18 protein-coding genes and 1 tRNA gene are annotated in these 25,234 nt (G+C 50.7%); 12 read left to right on the plus strand and 7 right to left on the minus strand.

Translation table 11 applies throughout. The features are described from left to right. Positions 1 to 4: 4 nt before the first annotated feature. From AT746_RS06495 to yhbY, 3 genes are all read right to left on the minus strand, one after another. The gene (locus tag AT746_RS06495) at positions 5 to 922 is read right to left on the minus strand and encodes an AAA family ATPase (protein ID WP_062478032.1); all 918 of its coding nucleotides are present in this window, start codon (positions 920 to 922) and stop codon (positions 5 to 7) included. 222 nt (positions 923 to 1,144) lie between these two features. Continuing rightward, positions 1,145 to 1,537 (minus strand): H-NS family nucleoid-associated regulatory protein, encoded by a 393-nt coding sequence (locus tag AT746_RS06500; RefSeq protein WP_062478035.1) that lies wholly within the window; start codon positions 1,535 to 1,537, stop codon positions 1,145 to 1,147. A 459-nt stretch (positions 1,538 to 1,996) separates the two neighbouring features. Continuing rightward, the gene (gene yhbY, locus AT746_RS06505; RefSeq protein WP_062478038.1) at positions 1,997 to 2,293 is read right to left on the minus strand and encodes a ribosome assembly RNA-binding protein YhbY; all 297 of its coding nucleotides are present in this window, start codon (positions 2,291 to 2,293) and stop codon (positions 1,997 to 1,999) included. 120 nt (positions 2,294 to 2,413) lie between these two features. Here yhbY and rlmE point away from each other — a divergent pair, with 120 nt between their 5' ends. From rlmE to AT746_RS06540, 7 genes are all read left to right on the plus strand, one after another. Continuing rightward, a complete protein-coding gene (rlmE, locus tag AT746_RS06510; protein WP_062478040.1) occupies positions 2,414 to 3,046 on the plus strand; it encodes a 23S rRNA (uridine(2552)-2'-O)-methyltransferase RlmE in 633 nt (210 codons plus the stop codon). A gap of 270 nt (positions 3,047 to 3,316) precedes the next feature. Then, positions 3,317 to 5,269, plus strand: a complete 1,953-nt coding sequence (gene ftsH / locus AT746_RS06515; protein ID WP_062478043.1) for an ATP-dependent zinc metalloprotease FtsH — start codon at positions 3,317 to 3,319, stop codon at positions 5,267 to 5,269. A 96-nt stretch (positions 5,270 to 5,365) separates the two neighbouring features. Beyond that, positions 5,366 to 6,196: a dihydropteroate synthase gene (gene folP / locus AT746_RS06520; protein WP_062478046.1), complete on the plus strand. Its 831-nt coding sequence runs from the start codon at positions 5,366 to 5,368 to the stop codon at positions 6,194 to 6,196. Between the two features lie 28 nt (positions 6,197 to 6,224). Further along, the gene (glmM, locus tag AT746_RS06525) at positions 6,225 to 7,571 is read left to right on the plus strand and encodes a phosphoglucosamine mutase (RefSeq protein ID WP_062478049.1); all 1,347 of its coding nucleotides are present in this window, start codon (positions 6,225 to 6,227) and stop codon (positions 7,569 to 7,571) included. 106 nt (positions 7,572 to 7,677) lie between these two features. After that, the gene (gene tpiA, locus AT746_RS06530; protein ID WP_062478052.1) at positions 7,678 to 8,430 is read left to right on the plus strand and encodes a triose-phosphate isomerase; all 753 of its coding nucleotides are present in this window, start codon (positions 7,678 to 7,680) and stop codon (positions 8,428 to 8,430) included. A 13-nt stretch (positions 8,431 to 8,443) separates the two neighbouring features. Then, entirely contained in the window at positions 8,444 to 8,782 is a 339-nt protein-coding gene (secG, locus tag AT746_RS06535; RefSeq protein ID WP_062478054.1) for a preprotein translocase subunit SecG, read from the plus strand. A gap of 6 nt (positions 8,783 to 8,788) precedes the next feature. Beyond that, positions 8,789 to 8,875, plus strand: a tRNA-Leu gene (locus AT746_RS06540). A 240-nt stretch (positions 8,876 to 9,115) separates the two neighbouring features. Here the strand turns inward: AT746_RS06540 and AT746_RS06545 are convergent. After that, positions 9,116 to 9,649 (minus strand): hypothetical protein, encoded by a 534-nt coding sequence (locus AT746_RS06545; RefSeq protein WP_062478058.1) that lies wholly within the window; start codon positions 9,647 to 9,649, stop codon positions 9,116 to 9,118. 139 nt (positions 9,650 to 9,788) lie between these two features. Here AT746_RS06545 and AT746_RS06550 point away from each other — a divergent pair, with 139 nt between their 5' ends. After that, complete coding sequence (locus AT746_RS06550; protein ID WP_062478061.1) at positions 9,789 to 12,176, plus strand: Lon protease family protein; 2,388 nt, start codon at positions 9,789 to 9,791, stop codon at positions 12,174 to 12,176. A 25-nt stretch (positions 12,177 to 12,201) separates the two neighbouring features. Here AT746_RS06550 and AT746_RS06555 read toward each other — a convergent pair whose 3' ends face one another. Further along, positions 12,202 to 13,716: a SpoVR family protein gene (locus AT746_RS06555; RefSeq protein ID WP_156413761.1), complete on the minus strand. Its 1,515-nt coding sequence runs from the start codon at positions 13,714 to 13,716 to the stop codon at positions 12,202 to 12,204. 98 nt (positions 13,717 to 13,814) lie between these two features. After that, positions 13,815 to 15,386: a response regulator gene (locus AT746_RS06560; protein ID WP_062478067.1), complete on the minus strand. Its 1,572-nt coding sequence runs from the start codon at positions 15,384 to 15,386 to the stop codon at positions 13,815 to 13,817. Positions 15,387 to 15,532: 146 nt separating this feature from the next. Between AT746_RS06560 and AT746_RS06565 the strand changes: the two genes are divergently transcribed. From AT746_RS06565 to AT746_RS06580, 4 genes are all read left to right on the plus strand, one after another. After that, positions 15,533 to 16,447 (plus strand): pirin family protein, encoded by a 915-nt coding sequence (locus AT746_RS06565; protein ID WP_062478070.1) that lies wholly within the window; start codon positions 15,533 to 15,535, stop codon positions 16,445 to 16,447. Between the two features lie 301 nt (positions 16,448 to 16,748). Further along, positions 16,749 to 17,018, plus strand: a complete 270-nt coding sequence (locus AT746_RS06570) for a type II toxin-antitoxin system RelE/ParE family toxin (RefSeq protein WP_249762038.1) — start codon at positions 16,749 to 16,751, stop codon at positions 17,016 to 17,018. Next, a complete protein-coding gene (locus tag AT746_RS06575) occupies positions 17,015 to 17,305 on the plus strand; it encodes a helix-turn-helix domain-containing protein (protein ID WP_062478076.1) in 291 nt (96 codons plus the stop codon). The genes AT746_RS06570 and AT746_RS06575 overlap by 4 nt, the downstream gene beginning before the upstream one ends. Before the next feature lie 284 nt (positions 17,306 to 17,589). After that, positions 17,590 to 18,258, plus strand: a complete 669-nt coding sequence (locus AT746_RS06580) for a DUF1707 SHOCT-like domain-containing protein (protein WP_062478080.1) — start codon at positions 17,590 to 17,592, stop codon at positions 18,256 to 18,258. 173 nt (positions 18,259 to 18,431) lie between these two features. Here AT746_RS06580 and pulA read toward each other — a convergent pair whose 3' ends face one another. Continuing rightward, entirely contained in the window at positions 18,432 to 24,899 is a 6,468-nt protein-coding gene (gene pulA, locus AT746_RS06585) for a pullulanase-type alpha-1,6-glucosidase (protein WP_062478082.1), read from the minus strand. Positions 24,900 to 25,234: the final 335 nt, after the last annotated feature.

A 25,234-nucleotide genomic window follows, 5' to 3' on the forward strand; every position in this document is an offset into this window, starting at 1 on the left:
GGTTTCAGGCAGCCAGAGGGTCCACCTGCTCCAGCAACAACTTGCTGAGGCTGGTTTGTGCCGGGTGATCAGCTAAAGCAGAGCGCAACCTGTGTTCGGCAACCGCTGGCAACACTGCCTGGACATCTTCCGGAATCAGGTAGTCCCGGTTGTCTATCATTGCCCAGCTGCGTGCCGATTGCAGCAATGCTTTACTGGCCCTGGGTGAAAGAGCACTTGGAAATTTGTCTGACTCACGGCTATAGGTTACCAGGCGCAAAATATAATCCAATATGCTGTCTGACCCATGTACCTCGCTGATGCGCTGTTGCAATTGAATCAGCTCTGAGGGGCTGATAACAGAGTCTAATTGCACGGTGTCCCGTTGCTGTGGTTGCCTGAGCATGGCCTTTTCAGCTTGCCAGTTTGGGTATCCCAGTTGAATGCGCATCAGAAACCTGTCCAACTGAGACTCAGGCAGAGGATAAGTGCCCGCCTGGTGCTCTGGGTTCTGGGTGCCAATGACAAAAAAGGGCGAGGGTAGTGCATGGGTTTCTCCGTCCAGACTTACCTGATGTTCCTCCATGGCTTCGAGCAAGGCACTCTGAGTCTTTGGACTGGCGCGGTTAATTTCATCGGCCAGCACGACCTGATTAAACATCGGTCCGGGATGAAAGCTGAACGCCTGGCGCTGACTATCAAAGATATTCACCCCGAGCATGTCTGCCGGCAGTAAATCTGAGGTGAACTGAATACGTGAGAAGCCAAGTCCGAATACCCTTGCTAATGCATTAGACAGGGTCGTTTTGCCCATTCCAGGCAGATCTTCGATAAGAAGGTGTCCACCGGCAAGCAGACAGGTGAGGGCCAGCTTCACTTCCTGCTCCTTCCCGAGAATCACTTTGCCGATTTGGTTAACTGCCTGTTGTATCTTCGCTTGCATGAATGACTGCCTGCTTTTGATGGGATTAATATAACAATAGCCGTTTTATCTGAATTCAGATTGTTGCAATAAACCGGTTTGTTGACTACTTTGCCATAACAAATTGTCTGCGGCGTATTTTAGATCATAACCGTGACACTAAAGAGATACCTCTGCGGAATGCAGACAGATATAAAAAAGGCCGGGGAATCCGGCCTTTTTTATATTTCGCTGTCAGAGACGTTATACGCCGTATTTTTTCAGTTGCCCCTGTTGCTTAAGTTTAGCAAATACTTTTGGTGTGCGACCAATACCGGTCCAGGTATGCTCATTACCATCTTTATCGGTATAACGGTATTTTATCGGGCGTTTCTGACCGGTTCTTTTTCCGGCTGATACCGCAGAGCCTTCTAGATCATTGATATCCAGTCCGGCTTCCTGCATTTGTTTCAGAATTGCATCCCTGACCGCTTTTTTCTTCTCAGCTTCTTTCTGCTGTTCGGCTTCGAGTTGTTTCTTCTTTTCAATCACATCAGTGAGTTTTTCACTAACCTGTTCCAATTCAGAAACAGAGAGTTCCTTTACGGCAGCCTGAAGGCGTCGGGCATGGGTAAGAATCTTTATAAAATCACTCATCAAGTCACCTTTTCATATTAATTTAGGGGCATTGTCATGGTATAAAAATACTTAGTTTAAAATATATTCACAGGCGCAAAATTGCAATAAAAACAAAGCTTATTTCTTATTCAGAGTACATTTAACCTGTAGGGAAATAATGTCGCCTGGAATTCTGATTATATAATGGATTTCTCTGGAGGAAAGGCTATCTTGCCCGATTAACTCATTACAGATAACAATAAATACCATCGCTAAGACCTTAGCATTGGTAATTAAAGTATTTAGCACCGTGTTTCTATTGCCGGTAATGTGCAAAAACGCTTTTTCGAGTGGCGCTCCATTGATAATGGATCTAATGCCATTGGAATATTAACGGGCTGTTCACAAGCATTGGCCGGTTGGAAAAACCGTCGGGCATCGGCTGGGGGGATTCAGTGCATCATTACCATAACCTGCCTGAGGCAGCCGTTGGGCTGCTCAGAGTTTTGGAATGCGGATTTTCTTCTCTTCGCTTTGACGGTAAAGCACCAGGGTATGACCGATAAGTTGCACATTAACGGCTTTGGCTTCACGACTTATAGCATCACAGATAAGGCGTTTTTGCTCTCTGTCATCGGTCGGAATCTTGACTTTGATCAGCTCATGATGCTCCAGAGCCAGGTCGATTTCTGCCATAACGCCTTCAGTCAGACCATTATTGCCAAGTTGTACGACGGGTTTCAAAGAGTGCGCAAGGCCTTTGAGATATTGCTTTTGCTTGGTAGAAAGAATCATTAAGTTACAAATTTATCTGGTTATTAAACAGGCACCTCAGACTAAAGAGGGTGCCGCCGGGGTTGAAAAAAGGGTATTCTAGCGTTATCTCACCGCTATGCCTAATGACATTCTCAGGATATGACAAAAAAGACCCGCTCCGCCAGCAGTGCCCGTTGGCTGAAAGAACATTTTGATGACCCTTATGTGCAAAAAGCGCAGAAACAGGGCTGGCGCTCCCGGGCCGTGTTTAAGCTGGAGCAGATTCAGCAAAAAGACAGATTGATCAAACCGGCGATGACCGTCGTAGATCTGGGGGCTGCCCCTGGAGGCTGGTCACAGTTGTCTGCCCAACTGGTGGGGGCAAAAGGTCAGGTGATCGCCTGTGATATTCTGCCGATGGAACCCTTAGCCGGGGTCGACTTTCTGCAGGGCGATTTTCGTGAAGATGCTGTGATTGAAACATTATTAAATCGAATTGGCGGAAACAATGTGGATGTGGTGTTGTCTGATATGGCACCTAATATGAGCGGCAACAGTTCGGTGGATCAGGCCCGCTCTATGTATCTGGTGGAACTGGCAATGGATATGTGCCGACAGGTATTGAAACCCAATGGCAGTTTTGCTGTAAAAGTGTTTCAGGGCGAGGGCTTTGATGACTTTTTTGTGCAAATGAGACAGGCATTTAAAAGTATTAAAACCCGCAAACCGGATTCTTCCAGGGCGCGTTCCCGTGAAGTTTATCTGGTGGGTACGGGATATAAGTCCGAATAAGGACAGATTTGGCAGGCAAAACAAGGCCTGCTCTGTCACAAGAGTGCAAACTATAGTAGTCTTGGGGCTGCCGGATGAGCGAGTAGAGCCAGATCAAAGAATCTGACGTACTTATCTGGCAGTATCTAAAAAGCTGCCGGTTTAGACTAAGGTGTAAACCACAATACAGGCGGGGTTACCCGTTTGTCATGGCAAGCCGGATGACAGTAGCAACTGATGTAAGTCAGCAACCTGTCCGGCAAACAAACTGTTTTTACAGAGGTTATAGCGTTGAGCGATATGGCAAAAAATTTAATTCTGTGGTTGGTGATCGCCGTTGTTCTGATGACGGTATTTCAGAGCTTTACACCCAGCGATACCGCCGGCCGGCAGTACGACTATACCCAATTCATCAAAGAGGTGAATCAGGGGTTGATCCGCGAAGCACGCATCAGTGGCCGTGAAATCAAAGGTATTAAGCGCAGTGGCGAGAATTTCGTTACTTATATACCTACGGCGTACGATGAAGACTTGCTCAACGATTTATTGAAAAGTGACGTCAGAGTGATTGGTGAGCCACCGGAAAAACCTTCCATGCTGGCTAACATCTTTATCTCCTGGTTCCCGATGTTGCTGCTGATTGGTGTATGGATTTTCTTTATGCGCCAGATGCAGGGCGGCGGTGGCCGTGGCGCCATGTCCTTTGGCAAGAGTAAAGCCCGTTTACTGGGTGAAGACCAGATTAAAACCACCTTTATGGACGTGGCCGGTTGTGATGAAGCCAAAGAAGAAGTCTCTGAACTGGTGGATTTTTTACGCGACCCATCTAAATTCCAGAAACTGGGCGGTAAGATCCCCACTGGTGTTCTGATGGTAGGCCCTCCGGGTACAGGTAAAACCCTGCTGGCCAAAGCCATTGCCGGTGAAGCCAAAGTACCGTTTTTCACCATCTCTGGCTCTGATTTTGTGGAAATGTTTGTTGGTGTCGGTGCGTCCAGGGTACGTGACATGTTCGAACAGGCAAAAAAATCCGCCCCTTGCATTATCTTTATCGATGAAATCGATGCGGTGGGTCGTCAGCGTGGTGCCGGTTTAGGTGGTGGTCATGACGAGCGTGAGCAAACCCTTAACCAGATGCTGGTGGAGATGGATGGCTTCGAAGGCCATGAAGGTATTATTGTTATCGCCGCAACTAACCGCCCTGATGTTCTTGACCCCGCCTTGTTGCGCCCCGGACGTTTCGATCGTCAGGTTGTGGTAGGGTTGCCGGATATCCGTGGCCGCGAGCAAATTCTCAAAGTGCATATGCGTAAAGTGCCAATCTCAGACAATGTCGATGCGTCTGTTATTGCCCGTGGCACACCCGGATTTTCCGGTGCTGATCTGGCCAACCTGGTGAACGAAGCGGCCTTGTTTGCTGCCCGGGCCAACCGGCGTCTGGTGACCATGGAGGAGTTCGACAAAGCCAAAGATAAGATCATGATGGGCGCCGAGCGCAAGTCCATGGTGATGTCGGAAAGTGAAAAGGAAATGACGGCTTACCACGAAGCCGGTCATGCCATTGTCGGGCGCATGGTACCAGAGCACGATCCTGTGTATAAAGTGTCGATTATTCCACGAGGAAGGGCTTTGGGGGTAACCATGTATCTGCCGGAACAGGACAGATTCAGTTACACCAAACAACATATTGAAAGCATGATCTCCAGTTTATATGGTGGCCGCATCGCCGAAGATATTATTTACGGTGGCGAGAAGGTCACCACCGGGGCCTCCAATGACATCGAACGCGCCACAGATCTGGCCCGTAAAATGGTCACTCAATGGGGCTTGTCAGAGAAAATGGGGCCGATGCTTTACGCCGAAGAAGAAGGTGAAGTCTTCCTTGGGCGCAGCATGGCCAAGGCCAGTAACATGTCTGATGACACGGCCAGAGCCATTGATGCTGAAATCAAGGCGGTTATCGATCGTAATTACCAGCGTGCAGAGAAAATCCTGCGGGATAATATGGATGTTCTGCACACCATGAAAGATGCGCTGATGAAGTACGAGACCATCGATGCCAAACAGATCGATGATTTGATGGCGCGCCGGGAAGTGCGTCCACCAGCAGATTGGGATGATGATAACAACAAGCCTAAAGATAATGAGCCTAAGGATTCGGGTAAGGGCGAAGAAGAATCGAAAGACAAGGATAGCAAGTCAGGTGGCCCTGAAGTGGGCAAGCCCGGCGACCTGCCAGGCTGATCATTATTATCAATGAATAATACCAACAGGTATAAACAAGGGCGCTTCAGGGCGCCCTTGCTGTATGCAGTACCATAGGTTTAAGAGAAACGAACAATGATATTTGCCGGTAAAACGCTGGATTTGTCCACCCCAAAAGTCATGGGAATACTAAATGTTACCCCTGATTCCTTTTCTGATGGAGGACGTTTTAATCAGCTGGATCATGCTTTGCAACAGGCACAAAGCATGCTTGATGAAGGGGCCGACTTCATTGATGTAGGCGGTGAATCAACCCGGCCCGGTGCTGCTCAGGTTTCAGTTCAACAGGAACTGGACAGGGTGGTGCCGGTCATAGAAGCCATCAGCAGCAACTTTGACACCCTGATTTCCATCGATACCAGTAAGGCCGTGGTGATGGCAGAAGCGGTTAAAGCCGGGGCAGTATTGATCAACGATGTGCGGGCCTTGCGGGAAGACGGTGCCCTTGCAGCGGCCGCCGCCAGCAACGCAGCCGTGTGTCTGATGCATATGCAGGGGCAGCCCCGTACCATGCAGCACAGCCCCCATTATGATGATCTGATTGATGATATCAGTGATTTTTTCCGGCAACGGATCCGTGCCTGCGATTCTGCCGGAATTAGTCAGGAGAAGATTTTACTGGATCCGGGCTTTGGTTTTGGTAAGACTTTGCAGCATAATTATCTGCTGTTAAATAAGCTTGAGCATTTTCAACAGCTAGGTTGCCCTTTGCTGGTGGGCATGTCCCGTAAATCCATGTTGGGTAAGTTGCTGAATAATGAAGTGGCAGAGCGTCTTGCCGGAAGCCTGGCCTGTGCCACGATAGCGGCATTCAAAGGTGCTCAGATTATCCGCGTGCATGAAGTGGGGCCCACAGTCGATGCACTTAAAGTGGTTCAGGCAACCCTGAACCCGCAAGAATTATAAATCGGTTTAAACCGGTATAAGGACGACAATGAGTCAGAGAAAATATTTTGGTACAGATGGTATTCGCGGCAAGGTTGGTGAAGGCGTTATCAATCCTGAGTTTGTATGCAAATTAGGATGGGCTGCAGGTAAGGTGTTGTCCGGCCGGGGTACCAACAAGGTATTGATCGGTAAAGACACCCGTATTTCCGGCTATATGCTGGAATCGGCTCTGGAGTCGGGCCTTTCCGCTGCGGGTATTAATATCGGGCTGCTCGGACCGATGCCGACACCGGCAATCGCCTATCTGACCAAGACTTTTCGCTCAGAGGCCGGCATTGTTATCAGCGCCTCTCACAATCCCTATTATGATAATGGCATTAAGTTCTTTTCTGCAGATGGTTTTAAGCTGGCCGATGATATAGAACTGGCCATTGAAGCACAGATGGAACAGCCGATGGAGTGTGTGGCCTCGGACAAGCTGGGCAAAGCGATTCGGGTCGCGGATGCGGCCGGCCGTTATATTGAATTCTGTAAGGGCACGTTTCCTTCCGAGTTATCCCTGACCGGACTTAAAATTGTCGTGGATTGCGCCCATGGTGCCACCTACCATATCGCGCCAAATGTTCTCAGGGAGCTGGGCGCCGAGGTGATCGAAATTGGCACCAATCCCGATGGTCTGAACATCAATGAAAAAGTGGGCGCCACCTCCATGCTGGCGATCACTAACAAGGTGCTGGAGGAGAAAGCCGATCTCGGCTTTGCTCTGGACGGTGATGGTGACCGTATTATGATGGTGGATCACAAGGGCAATCTGGTGGATGGTGATGAGATTGTGTATATCATCGCCCGTGATGCCCTCAGGTCGGGACGCCTGAATGGTGGCGGTGTAGTGGGCACACTGATGAGCAATCTGGGGCTGGAAGTGGCGCTGGCCCAACTGGCCATTCCTTTTGCACGCAGCAAGGTGGGCGACCGCTATGTGATGGAGTTACTGAATGAGAAGGGTTGGAATATCGGCGGGGAAAGCTCCGGCCATGTGCTGAATCTGGCTGTTGCATCTACCGGTGATGGTATTGTTTCCGGTTTGCAGGTGTTAACGTCCATGTTGCGAGCGGATATGAACTTGTACGATTTACGCCAGGGCATGGAGAAGTTTCCTCAGACCCTGATTAATGTGCGTTATGGTTCAGCCCCTGCGCCAATTGAGAGCCAGGAAGTGAAAAAAGCCGTTGCCGCAGCAGAACAGGAAATGGGTGATGATGGCAGGGTACTTTTGCGTAAAAGTGGCACTGAGCCGTTGGTCAGAGTGATGGTGGAAGCGACCGATGAAAGCACGGCTCTGAAATGGGCAGAATACATCGCTGAATCGGTACGAAAAGTGAGCGCACAGTAAAGAAACGCGCACCAGAAGCTTGTAACTTTGTGGTGGGTTGGTTAAACTCTCGCGCGCTTTAAACCTGAATCCAGGTTGACACGAGCCCGGCGAGTCTGGAGTCATGATGGCGAATGTGAATAACAACAGACGGCCAATAGTAGCAGGTAACTGGAAGATGAACGGTAACCTGACTCTGGTCGGAACAATGCAGGAACGCATTAACAGAGCCAGACCGGATAATGTGGATATTGTTGTCTGCCCGCCGGCTGTGTATATCAATGAATTTGATACAACGGCGATACTGACAGGCGGTCAGGATATCAGCGTGTTTGAGGCAGGCGCCCACACCGGTGATATCAGCGCAGTGATGCTCAAAGAGCTTGGTTGTCAATTTGTGATTGTCGGCCACTCAGAACGGCGTACCGATCATGGTGAAAGCAATGAGCTGGTTGCTCAGAAAACCAGGGCAGCGCTGGAACAACAACTGACGCCTATAGTCTGTGTTGGCGAACCCCTGGAAATACGTGAAGCGGGCCAGGTGTTTGATTATGTTGCTGAGCAACTGGATGCGGTTACCGACACCATTGGCGCTGAGCGGTTATCTGAACTGGTGATTGCTTATGAGCCAGTGTGGGCCATAGGTACAGGCAAGTCGGCAACACCGGAGCAGGCACAGGAAGTACATAGATTTATCCGCGAGCATCTGGCTAAGGCTGATAAAGAAGCTGCGCAGGGTATCAGAATTTTATATGGTGGCAGTGTTAACGCCGCTAACGCCCGGGCACTTTTCGCCCAGGCAGATGTAGACGGCGGGCTGATAGGTGGCGCCAGTCTCAAACAAGATGAATTTTTAGCAATTTGCCAGGCGGCAAACTGATTTGAGGTAAAGCATGCTTTACGAAGTATTAATGGTGGTATATCTGCTGGTCGCGCTGAGCTTAATTGGCCTGGTGCTGATTCAACGCGGTAAAGGCGCAGATATGGGTGCTTCTTTTGGTGCCGGTGCGTCCAATACCGTATTTGGCTCAAGTGGTTCGGGAAATTTTCTCAGCCGTTCTACTGCCGTGTTAGCGACGTTATTTTTTGGCATCAGCCTGGCCCTTGGTGCCATGACGGCGGGTCAGGAAAAACAGGGCGACGAGTGGGAGAATCTTGAAGTGCCGGTATCTGAGCAGGCTCCTGCTGAGAAGGATGTACCCGGCAATCAGCCAACAGATATTCCTGACTGAGTTTATGCGGATGTGGTGGAATTGGTAGACACGCTATCTTGAGGGGGTAGTGGCCTAACGGTCGTGCGAGTTCAAGTCTCGCCATCCGCACCAAAAACAAAAAACCGGCTTTCGCCGGTTTTTTTATGTCCAGGGACGGACGGTATGCCGAAAATGTCGGGAACATTTTTTCGGCGATGTCCAGGGACTGTGAACGCCCGGAAAATGCAACGCATTTTCAGTGACCAGCGCGAAGGCATGGATGCCGAAGCTGGGCTTTTGATTCAGGCAGGATGCCTGATTCAAAAGGACGGTATGCCGAAAATGTCGGGAACATAATTTAGGCGGTAGCGGCTATTCGGTGGCTGGAGCACTTTTGAGATAATCCCCCAATCCCCCCAGTTGCAGTCCCTGAACATGATCGACAATAGGAGCCAGTTCCTTAAAGCCATCAGGGTTCAGTCCATGTACCTTATAGGTCAGCACAATTTCTGTGCCGCTGTCTGTTTTGTTTAGCTTCCAGTCCAGTGCCCCATAGAGCCCCATGGATTGCAGCGGCCCCAGGCCGCCGGTCATACGCAATAAAGAAGGAGGCTGAACTACCTCTATCTGCATATGCTGAACCTGGTTGTCTCCGGAAATTTCACAGAAACACCCTCCGGCTTTTGCTTCAATACTGAAATTTTCAGCCTCACCAAACCAGCTGTGATCGCCCGGCCACCATTTGCCTACATCATGGATTAAGGCTTGCCAACTGACCTCCGGAGACGAGGGTACCTGTACCCGGTTTTCAATAATAAAACCGTAATCGCTGATATGTTTGACCTCAGCCTGAGCCGATAAGCTGATGGCAGTTGCCGCAACGACACCAATTAACACTGTCTTCATTCTTTGCGTCCTTCTAATCCGGTTTTTGATTATTTAATAGCCGGAAAAACACCGATAACAGGGGTTTTGCATCAAGGCGTTTGACAGGCCCGTCAAATCAGGTTTCACTTGAGTTAAAGACTCAGTATTAGCCTATTTAATGCCACACGCAACAGAACTGACCCACCAGCAATTGACTGCCAAACCGAGCCGGCAACGAATCAATCAGGCCCTTAAGGATGATCGCGCCCTGAGTTCGAGCTTTATCGGCCAGAACCGCGCGCGTGAAGCCCTGAATTTCGGCCTGGGGATCGACGCCAGAGGCTACAACCTGTATGTGATGGGGGAGGCTGCGACTGGCCGTTTTACTCTGGTGCACGAGCACATTGCCCGTCATGTGAGTAATATGCCCAGTCCCGATGACTGGTGTTATATCAATAATTTTGAGGACGAGCGGGAACCTTATGCATTGCATCTGCCAGCCGGAGACAGCCGTAAATTACTGACGGATATGAACGGGCTGATTGATGAATTGCTGGATACCTTTCCGGCTGCTTTTGACAACCCGGGGTATCAGCGCAAGAAGGCCAACATCAAGCGTCAGTTCGACAAGCGTTATGAGAAGGCCATCGAAGAGGTGGAGCAGTTTGCCCAGAGTCAGAATGTGGCACTGTATGAAGAAAACGGCACCATCAGCTTTGCCCCTATCGTTAAGGGCAAGCCGGTAACCGATGAAGAATTTACCAAATTGTCGGAGCAGCAACGTCAGCACTTCTACGATCTGATTAATCAGCTTGAAGACAGGCTCTCTGAGCAGTTGCTGGAATTACCGCAGTGGAAGCGTGAATCTTCAGAAATGCAGCGTAAGCTGAAAAAGGAGACCGCTGAACTGGGGATAAAACCGATACTTAAGGAGCTGGAACATAAGTATGCCGGTGATCTTGGCATTCTCAAGTCGTTGCGTCAGCTCAAACCTCATCTGGTGGAAACGGTGGTGGAAATCCTCGCCGAGGAAAACAAGGAAGAAAAACAGGACGAATACGATAAGCGCTCTGTGCTCGAAGAGCAGTATCTGCCGAACATTCTGGTCAGCCATGATATTAACGATGGCGCGCCGGTGGTCTATGAGCCCAACCCTACTTATCAGAACTTGTTCGGGCGGGTGGAGTACACCAATGTGCAGGGCTCGGTGTTCACTAATTACCGGATGATCCGCCCCGGTGCGCTGCACAAGGCCAATGGCGGCTATCTGCTGTTGGACGCCGATAAAATGATTCAGCAGCCTTATGTATGGGAGGCCCTGAAGCTGGCGTTGATGCATGGTGAACTGAAGATGGATCCCAACCAGCATGATATTGGCATGGTTAACTCCATGACCCTGACCCCACAGAGTATTCCTTTGAAGGTTAAAGTGGTGCTGATGGGTTCGCGGGATCTGTACTACACCCTGCAGGAATACGAAGACGAATTTGATGAGCTGTTCCGGGTATTGGTGGATTTTGACTACGAGATCCCGCTGGATAAGGTGACCCTGTTCGATTTTGTCGGCCGCGTACGCAACCAGATCAAAGATATGGGGCTGGAGAGTATTTCCGCCAAGGCCATGTACCGGCTGGTTGAATTCAGCCTGCGTCTGGCAGAACATCAGCATCGCATGTCGGCCCGTTTTGCCGATGTGATTGAGCTGTTGCATGAAGCCCGCTACTTTTGCCTGCAGCAACAAACAGATTGTCTGGATGTGGGCCATATTGAAACGGCCCTTCAGGCCAAGACCAGGCGCAGCGGACGCATCAGTCAGGCGTTGCTGGATGATATCAAGGAAGGACAGATCCTGATTGAAACCGAAGGAGAGGCCATCGGCAAGGTCAATGGCCTTACCGTGCTGGAAATTGGTGACAGCCTGTTCGGCACCCCGGCCCGGATCAGCTCAACGGTTTACGCCGGCGCCAATGGCGTGGTGGATATCGAGCGGGAAGTGGAGCTTGGACGGCCTATTCACTCCAAAGGGGTCATGCTGCTGACCGGCTATCTGGGGCACAAATATGCCCAGTGGTTTCCGCTAACCCTGTCTGCCAATATTGCTATTGAACAATCCTATGGCCAGATAGATGGCGACAGTGCCTCGCTGGCGGAGTTGGTGGCGCTGATTTCTGCTCTGACGCTGATCCCGGTCAAACAGGAACTGGCGGTTACAGGCTCAATCAATCAGTACGGTCAGGTGCAGAGTGTGGGCGGCGTGAATGAGAAAATTGAAGGCTTTTACAAGCTCTGTGCGCATCGCGGCCTGACCGGTAATCAAGGGGTGGTGATCCCCAAATCTAACCAGATAAATCTGATGCTGGAAAAAGAAGTGATTCAGTCAGTGAAACAGGGCCGCTTTCATATTTATACGGTGGAGACTGTCGATCAGGCACTTTCTGTGTTGATGGGCCATGAAGTCGGCGTGATCTCCAGCCGTGGCCGCTACCCTAAAGGCTCCATCAACAGTCTGGCGGTGAACCGGTTGCAGCAGATTGCCCATATTGTGAATGGCTCTGATCAGGATTAGACCGTAAAGGCCTGACCGGCAGCTTTCAATCTTTCTGTTCAGGGCATTGGCATAGAAGCTCAGTATCACCCTCGTCATCGACCATCTCCAGCCTGACTTCAAAGCCCCACAGGCGATACAGGTGTTTGATGACATCCGTGCTGCTTTTTGCCAGCGGAATACGGTTGCGTGGCACATAGCGCAGAGTCAGTGAGCGGTCACCGCGGACATCGACATTGTAGATCTGGATATTAGGTTCAATATTACTCAGATTATACTGGGCGGAGAGTTTCTCGCGCAGTGCCTGGTAGCCTTCTTCATTGTGAATGGCCGTAACTTCCAGGTGGCTGTCTTCGTCATCATCATGGATGGCAAAGAGGCGGAAGTCCCGCATCAGTTTGGGTGACAGAAACTGGCTGATAAAACTCTCATCCTTAAAGTTCTGCATGGCAAAATCCAGCGTGGTTTGCCAGTCGGATCCGGCTATATCCGGGAACCAGCGCTTATCTTCTTTGGTTGGCGTTTCACAAATACGTTTAATATCCATAAACATATTAAAACCCAGCGCATAAGGGTTGATGCCTGAGTAATAAGGGCTGTTGTAGTCTGGCTGAGCCACCACATTGGTATGGCTGTGCAGAAACTCGAGCATAAAACGATCGGTGACTTTGCCCTCGTCATACAGGTGATGGAGGATATGATAGTGCCAGAAGCAGGCCCAGCCCTCATTCATCACCTGAGTTTGCTTTTGCGGGTAAAAGTACTGGGCAATTTTACGCACAATACGCACCAGTTCCCGTTGCCAGGGTTCCAGCAGTGGCGCATTTTTCTCGATAAAATAGAGCAGGTTCTCCTGCGGTTCCTGAGGAAAACGGCGGCGCTTTTCATCGGTTTCCATGGCTTTTTTCTTTGGCAGGGTGCGCCACAGCTCGTTAACCTGAGACTGCAGATATTGCTCGCGGCTCTTCTGGCGTTCTTTTTCTTCACGCAGTGAGAGTTTTTGCGGCCTTTTGTAACGATCCACACCGAAATTGGCCAGCGCATGACAAGAGTCCAGAAAAGTTTCTACTTCACTGATGCCATGCTTCTCCTCACAGCGGGCAATATAGTTTCTGGCAAATACCAGATAATCGATAATCGAGCTGGCATCGGTCCAGGTACGGAACAGATAGTTGTTCTTAAAAAAGGAATTATGCCCGAAACTGGCGTGGGCCATCACTAACGCCTGCATGGTGATGGTGTTTTCTTCCATCAGATAGGCGATACAGGGGTCTGAATTGATCACAATTTCATAAGCCAGCCCCATCTGGCCACGCTTGTAGCCTTGTTCGGTCTGGATAAACTTTTTGCCATAAGACCAGTGGGTATAATTGATGGGCATACCGATGCTGGCATAGGCATCCATCATTTGTTCGGCAGTAATCACTTCTATCTGATTCGGGTAAGTATCCAGCCGGTAGAATTCCGCCACACGGGTAATCTCCTCCAGATACTCGTCCAGCAGAGGGAAGGTCCAGTCGGGGCCGTCAGAAAGTGCTTTGGATTTGCGTTTGGCTTGCATCATTACCACCTGTTTTTGAAGTTGCCAATGGTATCTGAGGAGCGTTGATTTAATACGCTCTCAGGCTGAGTATAGTTCAGCTCATCAGCTGGCAAGGCTCAGGCAGAGATCTTTTTAAGGCTGGATTTTTCTTTATCGGTTAATACCAGTGACTGAAGGTGTTGTTGTAGCTGCTGCTGGTCACAGCCCCAGAATTGTTCGAGCCCCAGTCCCTGCATGCTGTGTAACAGATTCAGCGGATACCGCGGAATATCAGGGCTGCAGCGCCAGGCCTTATAGAACATATTCAGCGCCCGGTAATGTTGTTTAAGTTGCACATATTTGCGTCCCCAATGGTTGTACACGGCGCTTTTGGCATCCTGTTGTGCAAAGATATGTTCAAACAGATAGCCATGGATGATTCCCGCTGACAGCCGCTCAGCACTAATGTGCATTTGCGCCAGCTTACTGTCAGCCCTGAAAAGCCAGAGGCTGGCTGAGGGGTGGGCCATCTTTATGGCCAGATAAGTCAGCAGTAAACACTGAAACACATCAAAATCTCCAGCCTGAAGCTGTAATCGTGTCAGGGCATCATTGACTTCGGGCTGGTTATCCATGGCTTTTATTGCCAGTTGCGTAAAATCCGCAAAGCGTCCGAAATCAATCGCGCCCTGGTCCCACCGCAGTTGTCCGGAAAATTGCATCAGGCTGGTTTTCAGTGTTCTGGCATCGGGCTGTTGCAATGACTGCAGTAAAACCAGCGTAATGCGCCAGATAAGTAACAGGTTGATGGCGTAGGGGTCCTGTCGGCTTGGCGATTTTGCGCTCAGATACTGATCCGCAGCATCATAGCCCTGTAGCATAAACAGCAGTGTGGCCTTAAGGTTGATTTCATTTGGGGTACGCTTGTTATCGTGCATAGATTCACAAAGGGCCAGCATGCTTTTAAGCTGCTGGCGCTGCTGCAACATTCTCATCTGATATAACAGGCGCTTTTGGGGCAGCAGATTGGCCTGCTGCAACTGCTGCTGCAATTTCAGCAGTTCCTCAGCATCCCCCTGGGCATATACCAGGTTAAGCAGCCACTCGAAGCGTCGTTGTTCATTGCTGATTTGTAGTGCCAGGGTTCTGGCTTGCGCCACCTGATTATTCTGCATCAGGCTCATGATCTTCAGAGTGAGCACCACATCCTTTATTGGCACAGGTAATTTCTCTGTTGGTGTCTCCAGTATAGCGGTTCCCGCAAACTGGCAGTGCTCACCATGACACGCTTTGAGTAAGGGACGGGTGGCGTTGATCAGCATTACGCTTTGTTTTAACAGGGCCAGCAGTTTAGATTCGCTTACCGGTTTTGCCAAAACCGGTGTTGGCAGAATCCGAAAGGGCAGGTCGGCCAATACCTGTTCAGGTTGTTCGGTGACAAAGGCTACCGGGATCCAGGTGGGCAAGATATTGCTGCGGATCATGTAGCGCAGTAAATCCGTTGCCCGCAACGCATCGCCAAGATCAAAACCAAATATGATCAGGTCTGCCTGCAGTTCATTCACCTGCGCCAGCAGTTCAGTACCATTGCTGACAGCGCAGATCTGGCTGATACCCTGCGCCCTGAGCAGTTTAATCAGTGAGGCCTTCCCCTCCTGACTATGATCTACCAGCAATATTTTCAGTTGTGTGATGTTAATCGGTGCCATAGATGCTGTGAATGATCTTATCTGGTTAAAGCCTATCAGCCGATTATTGCAACCGGATAACTTATCTTTACTTTGCTAAGCTGAAATGAACAAGCGCATCATTCAGAATCATAGATATGGCAAATTCAACCAAATAAGGCAAATCAATGAGCGATTTACTGGTACAGAAAAACCTCGACTGCCGGACTCAGAAGTCACCTTGTCAGGGCGTAGAGCAGATTATTCAGGGTAAAGAGAAGGATATCGGAGGTTTCAATGTGCGCCGTTGCTTGCCGGTAGCACAGTTGCGCAGTGTCGGGCCCTGGGTGTTTTTTGATCATATGGGGCCGGCGGAATTTGAACCGGGTAAAGGGCTGGATGTGCGGCCCCATCCACATATTAATCTGGCCACCGTCACATATCTGTTCGAGGGCGAGATCCTGCATCGTGATTCTTTAGGTAACACCCAGGCTATTAAACCCGGCGATATCAATCTGATGGTGGCGGGCTCTGGTATTGTGCATTCAGAGCGGGAGCGACCGCAGGTCAGAGAGCAGCAACACAGACTACATGGCCTGCAGCTCTGGCATGCCTTACCTGAAGAAGAGGAAGAGACTGCACCGGCTTTTTACCACTATCCGATTGAGGATATTCCATCAGCCGAGATCCGGGAAGTGCCGGTCAGGGTGATGATGGGCAGCGCCTGGGGCCTGACTTCCCCGGTAAAAACCTTCTGTAATACCCTGTATCTGGAAGCCTTTTTAGAGCAGGGCCAGAGCCTGATCCTGCCGGAAGCACAGGAATCGGCACTGTATGTGGCCGAGGGCCAGGTGCGTATTCAGCATACCACAGTGCCAGAGCATGCTCTGGCACAGCTTAAAGCCGATACCAGCGTGACCATTCACGCCGATAAGAAAAGCCGTATTGCTGTGATTGGTGGTGAGCCACTGGGGGAGCGCTTTATGCACTGGAACTTTATTTCCAGTCGCAAAGAACGGGTCGAACAGGCTATGGCCGACTGGAAAGAACAGCGTTTTACCCCGGTGCCCGGCGATGATAAGGAGTATATTCCGCTTCCCTGAGTGTTCAATATTGCGGCTTTAAGGTTATGATGGTGTTGCCTCAGCCTTTAATAAAAACAGGGAAGTCATTTGCAACTAGTTGAAATAAAAAGAAACACTTACCTAATCCCGGCCTACGGGTATAACTATGACGATAGCTTTGGCAATGCGTTGGGGAACTCGATTGTTATAGGCTAATTTTTAACTGTCTGACATCGTAGCATTGTTTAATTTATCGACTATATACGTCATTGGCGTATAATGCGCTATTATTATGGTAATCATAGAAACCCCCGTTTTCACAAGGCTTATCACCGAGTTAATGAGTGATGACGAATACAAGGACTTGCAGGAAGCGCTGGTCAACCGTCCGGATATGGGAGCCTTGATCAGAAACAGTGGCGGTCTGCGAAAGATACGCTGGGCCTTGGAAGGCCGGGGAAAAAGTGGCGGTGTACGGATCATTTACTACTGGATGACAGCCGATGATCAGCTATATATGCTGCTGGCGTACCCCAAGAATGAGAAAGAAAATTTAACTGATGCGCAAACCAAGGTGCTCAGACAGATAGTCCAAAGGTGGTCGAAATGAATGAAGAACAGTTTAACGCCTTGCTGGAAAGTGTCCGACAGGCGGATGAAATTATCCAGGGAAAGGCTAAAGCTGCCCGGGTGCTCGAGTTTGCTGAACCAGAAGTAAAGTCCATCCGCGCCAAGACCGGGCTGACTCAGGAGCGCTTCGCCAATGTATTAGGGGTGAGCAAACGCACTCTGGAAAACTGGGAGCAGGGACGGCGCCATCCGACCGGGCCTGCCCGCGCGCTGCTTAAAATACTGGACGCTGATCCCATACATGCACTGGAAGCTCTGAATCATTAATTAAGAACGCTGCTGCGTATGCTCAGTTACCAGAGCATGGTGGTAATTATCAGGTGGAAAATACTTTACCCATTCCGAATTACGAGGCGTTTGCCTGTTAATTTCTCTTTATTGTTTAGGCTTTTCGGCCAATAGTTAGCCTGTTTGGTGTGTCAGAAAATGCAGTGAATTTTCAAGCTATTGAAATTTAAGGAAAAAATAGTTGGCTCAATATCTGCTTGTGTCAATAGAATAACTATCTGATCAACAATAACGATAAAAATAATCTTTACAGGAGTTCCACTATGGCCATTGATACCAGCGGTGTAAAACTGGAAGACCGCCCCTTTGAGCAGGTAAAAGAGCAGGCGATAGATCAACTGATTATGAATTACAGCCATGGTATTTGGTCTGCCGAGGCCTTTGAAAGGCGTCTGGACGTGGCTACCGAGGCTAAAACCCATCAGGAGCTGGTGGATTTGGTGGCCGATTTGTCACTACAACCCGATACTCAGTATCAGCAGCAGCGCGAGCGCAGTTTTTCTCCACGATACCAGGCGGGTGAAGATAAGCAGAATGAAAACATTATCAGCGTGCTGTCATCCAATCAGCATAGCGGGCAATGGCTGGTGCCTGCTGAGATCAGAGTGATCAATGTGCTGGGCTCTGTGGAGCTGGATTTCTCCGAAGCCATTTTTCAGCATCAGCATATTGTTATCCGGGTCAATAACTGGGTCGGCAGCCTGAGTATTTTAGTGCCTGAAGAGGTCAATGTGGTGTCCAATATGTTCAATATTATCGGCAGTGCAGAGAACCGCGCACCGTCAATGGGCGGGCGTCAGGCACCCAAAATCGTGATTGAAGGCTATTCGGTGCTGGGATCGCTGGAAGTCAGTCTTAAACGAACCATCAAGGAAAAGTTTGTTGCCTTTGCCAATCAGTTCCGGGACGTGTTTGGTATGGGTAAGCAGTAGGTTTAACGGGTATAGGAACAAAAAATCCCGGCTTCCTGAGCCGGGATTTTTTATGTCCAGGGATGGACGGGCAGGTGAGTTGATCCTGCACAACCTGCACTTCCGCCATCCATGGCGGTCTTACTCAGAGAATGTCGGGAAGATTTTTTCGGCGATTCCGTGGTTCTCTTTGACTATTCAGCCGGTGGGCAGCTATCGCTCCACTGATTATTTTCGTAACAGCCATTTTGATTGCGGAACAGATCACCTGTCTGCTCGTCACTTCCATCGGCATCGTTAAAGATGAGATTAGTGGAGCGCACGCCATCTGGCATCTGAAAAAAGTACCAGTCATCGCCGACATCTGTCATCGCTGTGCCCGGCCAGCCGGGCCCGTTCACGCCGGCATTCCAGTAATACAGGTTAGGCGTAGACCAGTGGGCAGGCTTTTTAAACCAGAACGACAAACCGGGCAGGGTGCAGCTGTCACTCCAGCTATTGGCGCTGATATCAAAGCAACCATCACCTTCGCGGTACAGGTCTCCGCTCTGCTGCCCCTGATTATTGTTATTAAAAATCAGGTTGGTCGCACTGACCCCGGCCGGAAACTGGAAGCTGTACCAGTTATCACCCAACGCCTGCATGGGCACACCGGGCCAGTTCACTGCATCGGTAGCTGGCTGGGTATTCCAGTAATACAGACGGATATCGGCCCAGTCGGCGGGTTTTTGCACATAGACCGTCATGCCAGGTTCTGTTACCTCAATGGCGCTGGGGTTGCAGGGGTATTCACCCTGTGCGCCGTTCTGAGGGCTGACCAGCACTGCGGCTGTCAGAGGGGGCACGCTGTAGCTTTCACCCTCTATGACAATAGTTTTTACCTGCTCATCGGCGCCATTTAGCTGTGCCGGGTGTAACTGACTGCCTGAGGTGCCGGGTACGTTGACAGTGCGCACTTCATCATCGGCGTTAAACAGCACCAGCACACCGTCATACTGAGGATCCAGGTCGTTTCCGGCACAGATGCCGTCACTTAGGGTCATGGCAATGAGTCCGGGTTGCTGGCCGCTGCCGGTATTGTGATAACCCAGGCGCTGATTCACCTCATCGGAACCGTCTAAGCGGAACAGCGGCGATGAGTAACGAATCTGTAACTGCTCCTGAAATACGGTCGCGGCCAGTTGGATATGCTGGGGCAGGGCGGCGGCATTAGCATTACTCAATACTGCAGCCTGGCCTTGCCAGCTTCCCTGATTGTCCTGAGCCGGTGGCAGGCCCACTGCCCAGTTATTGCTCTGCATGGAGAAATCCACGGCATTAAACCAGTCTCCGGAGTTATAGGAGTTTCTGTCCATCGATTTACTGCGCAGCAGGTCGGTACCCATCTGATAGAAGGGTACGCCCTGGCCAAAGTTGATCAGCGCATTGCCAAGCAGATGGGCTCTGACCCGGTTGTCAATGCTGAAGTCGCCCGGCAGCTTGCCCTGGTTATTATCCCAGAAGCTTTCGTTATCATGTTTATCCACATAATTAACCGCTTCCTGTGGATCCAGGGTATACCCCGTACCGCTGTAGTTAACGCCGGTGTTACTGAGGCCGGTATTGTCTTCAAACTGATAGCCTTGCAGGTTACCGGCCATGCCAATACGGATACGGTCTGCCTGATCCAGTGGACTGCCGGCACCATTGGCAATACCGTTGGCAAAGGTACCGTTGCCGTTGACCCAGCCCTGGGCCGCGCCATTGCTGGTGTAATTACCACCACGGGCGGCAGAACGAAGGCGATCATTAAAGGTGGCAATCCCTGTACCGGCCATACCGAACTGAGAAGCCTGTGCAAAGCGCTGATTGCCGCTCACTTCACCAAAGTCCCAGCCTTCGCCGTACAGGTAAATGCGCTGGCCATCCACGCCGTGTTCGGCAAGGTTCAGGCTGGCAAGTTGCTGCTGTGCCTTGAGCATGGCTGATTTGGGAATATGGCCCATTAAATCGAAGCGGAAAGAATCGATTTTATAGTGCACAGCCCAGTTCACCAGGGTATCCACCATCAGTTTTTCCATCATCTGATGTTCAGTGGCGGTGTTATCACAGCAGGTGCTGTTTTCCACTACGCCGCTGACCGGATTCAGGCGCTGGTAATAACCGGGCACCACTTTATCCAGCACCGAGTTATCCCATAAGCCGGAGGCAGAAGTATGGTTATAGACCACATCCATCACCACATTCAGGCCGATATCGGCCAGCGCTTTGACCATAGCGCGCAGCTCCAGCACTTTGATGGTGCCGTTGGCATCGGTGGCGTAGGTGCCCTCAGGCGCATTGAAGTGGAAGGGGTCGTAGCCCCAGTTAAAGCCGTCTTTGCTCTGTACACTATTTTCGGCGCTGGTAATGGCCTGAATCTCAGCGGTGGTGGGATCGGCGTCTTTAAGCTCTGTCAGTACCTCATAGATAGCCATATCGCCATATTGCTGACAGCGGCTTTGCACGACGTCTGCATCAGATACCGCGCACAGGGCTGAGAAGGGCGAGTCCAGATCGATACGCTCGGCCGGATTTTCATTCACCGAAGAGATATCGAAAATCGGCAACAGGTGGAAGTGTGTCAGTCCGGCCTGTTGCAGGTTTTTCAGATGAGTCATACCCGCAGAAAGGTTCGCGCCATTTTCGCCATTGTGGGTAAAAGCCATATAGGTGCCGCGATGGGCTTCTGGCACGCTGGTATCGTTAATACTGAAATCCCGCACATGGCCTTCATACAGACTGATGTCTTTGAACTCGGGCAGGGATTTTTGCAGCGCATCCCAGCCAGCGGGTTTAAGGCTGGCATCAGAGGCCAGGTCGATAATCTGCGCAAAACCGCCATTGGCACTGAGATTCAGGGCATAAGGGTCGGTCACGCTGTAAGACTCGACCTGGTCGGTCAGCGGATGGTAGACGCTTAGCTGATAACGGTAATAGGTTTTATCCCAGCTGCTATCGCCAACAAAGCGGTAGACGCCGTTTTCGATGCTGTCGGCCTGATGAGTACTAAGCAGATTACCCTGCGCATCATAGCGCAGCAACTGGGCGGATTGTGCCGTGGGTGCCCAGAGTTTCAGCACTGGCAGATCGTTTTCATAACGCACGCCCAACCAGGTATCGGTGGCATACAGTGCATCAATGACCCTTGCGGCTTGTACCTGGGTGGCTTCGAGCAGGTTGCCGCTGCTATCCAGCGCCGCCGCTACTAACTGACCTTTTAGGGCCGTGCTGGCCTGCGTTGTATCTGCCTCTATGGCATAGGCCGGCCAACTGGCCAGATGCGGATTCTGTTCTGTCAGTTCTGCACTGAGACTGCCGGCCGACTGCATGGTCAGATAGCCATCGGCGCCACTGAGCTGGCCCTGTTCGATTTGGATCTGGGCATCCATGGAATAGTACAGTCGCCACTGGGCTGCGCGGTTATCGGCTACCTGCCAGGCCAGCGTACCGAGATCCAGCCAATGGGCACGGCGCTCTTTAATGCTGACATCAATGGCATCGGGTGTAATACAGCTGTTGCGCCAGAAATCGCCAAACTCGCCATAACAGCCGCTGGCATCGCGATATAGATCGCCGGTCTGGTTACCAGCATTGTCGTTAAAGATCAGGTTGGCCGAATTCACTCCCTGCGGGAATTCAAAGCGGTACCAGCCATCGCCAATGGCCTGCATGGCAATACCCGGCCAGCCCGGTGCCCCTTCGGCATTCCAGTAATACAGGTGAATCTCATCACCCCAGCCATCCGGGGCCTTAAACAGCACCTCCATACCGGGCTCAGGCACAGTGCAGCTGTCCTGCCAGCCGTTTTCAAAATCGAAACAGCCGTCAGCTTCACGGAAAAGATCCGCGCTCTGATTGCCGGCGCCGTCATTAAAAATCAGATTAGAATAGTTAACCCCATCAGGGAACTGATAGCTGTACCAGTTATTGCCCCGTTCGGTCATGGCCTCGCCGGGCCAGCCCACATTGGCGGCATCCACCGGGCCGGGCTCCCAGAAATAGGCATTGGCATTGGGCCAGTCCTGTGGCTTGTTAAAATAAACGGTAAAGCCGGGGACAGGGCAGGAGTCTGTCCAGCTGTCATTTTCGATATCGTAACAGCCGTCGCCCTGACGGTAGAGATCGGCGGTCTGGTTGCCGGTGAGATCATTGATGATCATGTTAGCAGCACTGACGCCGTCAGGAAACTGATAGCTGTACCAGTCATTACCCAGCGATGTCATTTCAATACCGGGCCATTGAGGGGCACCGCTGGCGGCCCAGTAATAGAGGTTTGGTACATTCCAGCTCAGAGGCCGGCGCACATAGACCGTCATGCCCGGCTCAGGGTCAATGACGATTTCACAGCTATCCTGCCAGTTGCTATCGATATAGCAACCGTCTCCTTCGCGGAACAAATCGGCAGTCTGATTGGCGCCACCATCGTTAAAAATCAGGTTGGCGCTTTGCACATTGTCAGGCATCTGATAACGGTACCAGTCGCCGCCTTCATGTTGCATGGCCACACCAGGCCACTGTACCTCGTTGCCGGTTCCGGCATTCCAGTAGTAGAGGTTAACACTGTCTGTCCAGCCCTCAGGCTTTTTAAAGGTCAGAGTGATCCCCGGCAGTGTGCGCTTCTTCACGGTGATTTCGGTGCTGTTGGCGTTTTTACCAAAGTTGTCAACGGTGGCGCGGAAGGTCAGTTGAGTATCATTTTCCAGCTCACTGACATCATAAAAGACTTTATAACCGGCGGTGGCATCGGTGCCGATATCCACAAACTCGCCGCCATCAATGCTCAGGGCAAAATGCACCTGATGTACATCACCCAGCTCGCTGGCGTCTTCTAATACGGCGCCGACTTCCACCAGCCCGGAAACGCTTTGCTCAGGTTGTAAGCTGCTAAAGGTGATTTGTGGAACCGTTTTAGGGATTTTTACCCTGTCAGAGCCCAGCAGCACGCGCGTAGAGAAAGGAGGGAGTTCCATCTCAATACGCCCGTCTTTTGCGCGCTGAACACCGCTCTGGCGGGGAAACATAACCCTGTAAACCCGTGCCATGGCAGCAACATCGACGTTCTGAGTCTCATCACTGGTGTTCACCAGCACCAGTGCCTGGCGTTGTGTTTGCGGGTCGAATCTGGAAAGTGCCAGTACGCCGGGGCTGTTTTCACTTTGCAACACACTCTGGTGACCGACACGCAGGGGGCGTATGCTTCTGTAGGCACCGGCCAGCTGGCGAATATGCTGATACAAAGGGTGGCTGGTATCGAAATTATCATCGGCTGTGCTGGCATCTGAGCCAAGCAGGTTGTTGTCGTTATAACCCGGTACCTGAGAAGGGAACATATCTTCACGGGCATGGTCATCGCCGCCATCACCGGTAAATCCCTGCTCGTCACCGTAATACACCACAGGTATACCACGGGAGAAAAACATCAGCGATTGCGCCAGTTTGGCGCGGGCCAGCTTTTCGTCCTCAGAAATGGGCAGATTATTGATAAAATGTCCGATACGGCCCACATCATGGTTACTGACAAAATTCATCAGATGGTTGGTATTGGTTTTGCCATCTTTGTAGAGATCGTCCTGAGAAAACACCCAGGCCAGCCGATCTGTCCCCTGGTAATCAGTGACGGCGTCCTTAATGGCGTAATACAGACCAAAATCCAGTACTGAGGTGAATTGTGCATCACGGGTAAAGCGGGCCAGATTGGCTGGCAGGCCGTCAAAGTTCTCGCCGAAGATAAAAAAGTCACGAATCCCTTCTGCCTCAGCATGGGCTTCAATAGCCGGGATCCATTGTTGCCAGAGTTCAATATCCACATGCTTGATGGTGTCGACCCTGAAACCATTAATTTTAAGGTCGCTGATCCAACCCTTAAAGATGTCGATCATGCCCTGAACCACCTGAGGATCGCGGGTATTCAGATCATCCAGCCCAAAAAAATCGCCATATACTGAAGACTCACCGCTGAAGGTGCTGTCGCCCTGATTGTTGTAGTATTCAGGATTATTCAGCCAGGCTGGTGATTTAGCCTGCTCAAGCCCCTGTGGAATAAAGGGGCTGTAGGGATTTTCGGCTTTCTCTTCAAGGCTGATATAGGGGCAACTGCTGAGCCCGTCGAGCAGCGTACCATCGGGGTTATGGCACTGCTGATAGCGGATCACATCGCCGGTGTGGTTGATCACCACATCCAGAAATACTTTGATGCGCATCTTGCGCGCTTGTTGGACAAACTCTGCCAGTTCTTCGTTGGTACCCCAGTGGGGATCGACCTGAGTGTAATCCACGGCCCAGTAGCCATGGTAGGCGGCAGAGTTGCCGGAAACGGGAATATTCTTAAATGGCGGGCTTATCCAGATAGCAGTGATACCCATTTCACGCAGGTAGGGCAATTTTGCGCTTAAACCGGCCAGATCGCCGCCATGGTAGTAGCGCTCATCGGTGGGGTCGAAGCCGGTGCTCTGACGATCACCGGATAATCCGCCCATATCATTGTTGGTATCGGCGTTATAGAAGCGGTCCGTCAGTGCAAAATAGAACACTTCATCTTCAATGCCGGCAGCAGTAGCTGGCATTGCCAGCATCATCGCCAGGCTTGCCCAGGCAAGACCCGTCCAATGTAAACCGAACGCCCGTAACCATCTGGATAACATAATTTGCCCCTTTATCGCTTCCCTCAGGAAGCCGTTTTTGTGAATTCGAACATTTACAGCAGCGTAAAATCACAGACGGCACAAAGCCCTGCTTTTTCCGCCAGGCTTTAACATTCTATTTACCAAATGCTGAATCTAACAAGGACTCCGGACTGTGCTAAAAAATCGAAAATGCACAGATAAAGTTCGATAAGTAATTTAAAAACAATGCGTTATGATTATTTTTCTGGATTTTTCTTTGCTAATGAATACGTTTGCAAAGAATTCGGTTAACAGAAGGTTAATGCTTTAAGTGCAAAATTATTGATTCCGACAAGTGAATTGCCTGGTTGAAT

It is taken from the genome of Lacimicrobium alkaliphilum (genome assembly GCF_001466725.1).
Lineage (GTDB): Bacteria > Pseudomonadota > Gammaproteobacteria > Enterobacterales > Alteromonadaceae > Lacimicrobium > Lacimicrobium alkaliphilum_B.

Excerpts from the sequence above, each read along its gene's own strand:
- AT746_RS06495 (WP_062478032.1), bottom strand. The coding sequence starts at position 922 with ATGCAAGCGAAGATACAACAGGCAGTTAACCAAATCGGCAAAGTGATT.
- AT746_RS06500 (WP_062478035.1), bottom strand. The coding sequence starts at position 1,537 with ATGAGTGATTTTATAAAGATTCTTACCCATGCCCGACGCCTTCAGGCT.
- yhbY (WP_062478038.1), bottom strand. The coding sequence starts at position 2,293 with ATGATTCTTTCTACCAAGCAAAAGCAATATCTCAAAGGCCTTGCGCAC.
- rlmE (WP_062478040.1), top strand. The coding sequence starts at position 2,414 with ATGACAAAAAAGACCCGCTCCGCCAGCAGTGCCCGTTGGCTGAAAGAA.
- folP (WP_062478046.1), top strand. The coding sequence starts at position 5,366 with ATGATATTTGCCGGTAAAACGCTGGATTTGTCCACCCCAAAAGTCATG.
- glmM (WP_062478049.1), top strand. The coding sequence starts at position 6,225 with ATGAGTCAGAGAAAATATTTTGGTACAGATGGTATTCGCGGCAAGGTT.
- tpiA (WP_062478052.1), top strand. The coding sequence starts at position 7,678 with ATGGCGAATGTGAATAACAACAGACGGCCAATAGTAGCAGGTAACTGG.
- secG (WP_062478054.1), top strand. The coding sequence starts at position 8,444 with ATGCTTTACGAAGTATTAATGGTGGTATATCTGCTGGTCGCGCTGAGC.
- AT746_RS06545 (WP_062478058.1), bottom strand. The coding sequence starts at position 9,649 with ATGAAGACAGTGTTAATTGGTGTCGTTGCGGCAACTGCCATCAGCTTA.
- AT746_RS06550 (WP_062478061.1), top strand. The coding sequence starts at position 9,789 with ATGCCACACGCAACAGAACTGACCCACCAGCAATTGACTGCCAAACCG.
- AT746_RS06555 (WP_156413761.1), bottom strand. The coding sequence starts at position 13,716 with ATGCAAGCCAAACGCAAATCCAAAGCACTTTCTGACGGCCCCGACTGG.
- AT746_RS06560 (WP_062478067.1), bottom strand. The coding sequence starts at position 15,386 with ATGGCACCGATTAACATCACACAACTGAAAATATTGCTGGTAGATCAT.
- AT746_RS06565 (WP_062478070.1), top strand. The coding sequence starts at position 15,533 with ATGAGCGATTTACTGGTACAGAAAAACCTCGACTGCCGGACTCAGAAG.
- AT746_RS06570 (WP_249762038.1), top strand. The coding sequence starts at position 16,749 with ATGAGTGATGACGAATACAAGGACTTGCAGGAAGCGCTGGTCAACCGT.
- AT746_RS06575 (WP_062478076.1), top strand. The coding sequence starts at position 17,015 with ATGAATGAAGAACAGTTTAACGCCTTGCTGGAAAGTGTCCGACAGGCG.
- AT746_RS06580 (WP_062478080.1), top strand. The coding sequence starts at position 17,590 with ATGGCCATTGATACCAGCGGTGTAAAACTGGAAGACCGCCCCTTTGAG.
- pulA (WP_062478082.1), bottom strand. The coding sequence starts at position 24,899 with ATGTTATCCAGATGGTTACGGGCGTTCGGTTTACATTGGACGGGTCTT.